This is a genomic window from Acidovorax sp. KPB24-07 (assembly GCF_057543315.1).
On the sequence record NZ_BAAJYS010000419.1, the window covers coordinates 1 to 2,822 of the forward strand.

Below are 2,822 nucleotides of genomic sequence, written 5' to 3' on the forward strand. Positions count from 1 at the left end.
CTGGAGTCGCCGCCGCGCGCGAGGCGCAGCAGGCCAGCGTGGTGCTGGCCACGGGCGACCCGCTGTGCCACGGCATCGCCAGCTACCTGGCCTCGCGCCTGTGCATCGAGGCCATCGAGGTGATTCCCAACGTCTCCACGCTGCAGCTGGCCTGCGCCCGCCTGGGGCTGGCCTGGCAGGACGCGCGCATCGTCTCGGTGCATGCCAGGGATGCGGGCGAGTGGCAGCAGGGCGCGGCGCCGTCGCACGGCCTGTATGCGCTGGCGCAGGCCGTGCGCGCGCACGACCGGCTGGCGGTGCTCACCAGCCCCGACAACACGCCTGCGCGCATCGCCCGCCTGCTGGTGGCCGAGGGCCTGCAGGACGACTTCCAGCTCAGCGTGGCCGAGCGCCTGTGCACGGTCGACGAGCGCGTGTGCGCCGACCTGGCGCCGGCCGATGCGGCGCAGCAGGCCTTCGCCGACCCCAACGTGGTGCTGCTGGTGCGCACGCGCCAGCGGCCCGCGCCGGTGCGCTTCGGCCTGCCCGATGCGGCCTACCACCAGCGCCAACCGGACAAGGGCCTCATCACCAAGCAGGAGGTGCGTGCCGTGTCGCTGGCGCGCCTGCAGCTGCGCGCCGACAGCCGGGTGTGGGACATCGGCGCGGGCAGCGGCTCGGTGGGGCTGGAGGCCGCGCGCCTGTGCCCCCAGGGCCATGTGTGGGCCATCGAGAAGAACGAGGCCGATGCGGCCATCGCGCGGCAGAACGTGCAGGCCTTCGGCGTGTCCAACCACACGCTGGTGCACGCCAAGGCGCCCGAGGGGCTGGATGCGTGGCCCGACCCGGACGCCGTCTTCATCGGGGGCTCGGGCGGCGAGCTGGCCGAGCTGATCGCGCTGTGCCTGAAACGCCTGCGCCCGGGCGGCTGGCTGGTGATGAACTTCGTCACGCTGGAGAACCTGGCCGCCGCCACGCAGGCCCTGCAGGCCGCGGGTGCCGCGTGGGACGTGCTGCAGCTGCAGGCCGCGCGCAGCAAGCCCATCCTGCACATGCACCGCATGGCCGCCGAGAACCCGGTGTGGATCGTCTGCGCGCAGGCCGTGGGCACGGAGGCCCCGGCAGCGGCGGTGGTGGAGGAGGGCGCATGACCGATACGACCCCGTCCAGCGCCGCCCTGGGCCGCCTCATCGGCGTGTCGCTCGGCCCCGGCGACCCCGGCCTCATCACCCGCGCGGCCTGGGCGCAGCTGCAGCGCAGCGACGCCGTGTGGACCTACCCGGCCCGCAGCACCAAGACGCCCAGCTACGCCTTCGACATCGCGCAGCGCGCAGGATTGGCGCCGCCCGCCACGCACCAGACGCTGCTGTTCCCCATGACGCACGACGGCGACAAGCTCGCCCGCGCCTGGGCGCGCGCCGCCGCCGCCGTGCTGCCCTGGCTGCAGGCCGGGCAGGACGTGCTGTTCCTGGTGGAGGGCGATGCCAGCACCTATGCCACCTTCGGCCACCTGGCGCGCACCGTGCGGGCGCTGGATGCGCGCATCGAGGTGCCGGTGATCGCGGGCGTGAATGCCTTCACCGCCGCCTGTGCCGCGCGCGGCATGCCGCTGGCCGAGCAGGACGACACCGTCGCCATCGTCCCCGCCGCCTACGGCGTGGGCGCGGTGGACCGCCTGCTGCCCGACTTCGACACCCTGGTGCTCATGAAGGTCAAGCCGCTGATGGACGAGCTCATCGACTGGCTCGTGCGGCGCGGGCTGCTGCCGCATACGCAGTTCATCGAGCGCGTGGGCGCGCCCGACGAGCGCTGCGTGAACGGCCCGGATCTGCCGGCCCTGCGCGGCACCAAGGTCAGCTACCTCTCGCTCATGGTGGTCAAGAACCCGCACCGCATCCGCGGCGAGCGCATCAAGGGCTGCCTCAAGAAAACTTCGCCCACTGCGCCGCTCACCGGCGCCCTGGGCCTTCCACTTGCCGAAATGGAGACAGACGAATGAATTCCCCCACCGCCACCCCCGCCGTGGTGCTCTCCGCGCCCGCGCAGCCGCTGGAGGCCGTGCGCGTGTGCCTCGTCGCCATCACCCGCCACGGCGCCGCGCAGGCCGCGCAGCTGGCCCGCGACGTGCCGCAGGCCCATGTGTGCACCGCGGCCAAGTTCGCCAGCGCGTTCGAGGGCCTGCCCAACACCGTGCGGGCCTACGAAGGCGCGCTGCGCGACGAGATCGCGCCGCTCTTCGCCGCCTACGACCAGCTGGTGTTCTTCGTCTCGCTCGGCGCCGTGGTGCGGCTCATTGCGCCGGTGCTGAAATCCAAGGACGAGGACCCCGGCGTGACGGTGGTGGACGACGCGGGCCAGTTCGTGATCCCCGTGCTGTCGGGCCATGTGGGCGGCGCCAACGACTGGAGCGAGCGCATCGCCGCGCTGATCGGCGCCACGCCCGTGCTCACCACCGCGTCGGACGTGGGCAAGACCATTCCCGTGGACATCCTCGGGCGCCACCTGGGCTGGCTAGTGGAGGCGCCCAAGATCAACATCACGCGCGTGTCGGCCCACGTCGTCAACGGCGAGCCCATCGCCGTGGTGCAGGAGGCCGGCCGCCGCGACTGGTGGAACCGCCCCACGCCGCTGCCCGCCAACATCGCCTGCTTCGACCGCCTGGACGATGTCGACCTGGCGCACTACCGGGCCGTGCTGTGGGTCACCCATGCGCCGGTGCCGCCCGAGCAGTGGCAGGCCCTGCAAGAGCGCCTGGTGGTCTACCGCCCGCCGCTGGAGGGCGCTGCGGCATGACGGCGGCGTCCGGCACCGGTGGGCTGCGGCTGGCCATCGGCCTGTTCTCC

The 2,822-nt window shown here is 73.1% G+C and carries 3 protein-coding genes; all 3 read left to right on the forward strand.

The window, feature by feature from the left end; all coding sequences use genetic code 11:
- Positions 1–1,130: precorrin-6y C5,15-methyltransferase (decarboxylating) subunit CbiE (gene cbiE / locus AC27IQ_RS21925; RefSeq protein ID WP_487090782.1), on the forward strand; the 1,130-nt coding region annotated here is incomplete at its 5' end.
- Positions 1,127–1,978, forward strand: coding sequence for a precorrin-2 C(20)-methyltransferase (cobI, locus tag AC27IQ_RS21930; RefSeq protein ID WP_487090783.1), 852 nt, complete (start codon positions 1,127–1,129; stop codon positions 1,976–1,978). The genes cbiE and cobI, both read left to right, overlap by 4 nt.
- Entirely contained in the window at positions 1,975–2,772 is a 798-nt protein-coding gene (locus AC27IQ_RS21935) for a cobalamin biosynthesis central domain-containing protein (RefSeq protein WP_487090784.1), read from the forward strand. The genes cobI and AC27IQ_RS21935 overlap by 4 nt, the downstream gene beginning before the upstream one ends.
- Positions 2,773–2,822: the final 50 nt, after the last annotated feature.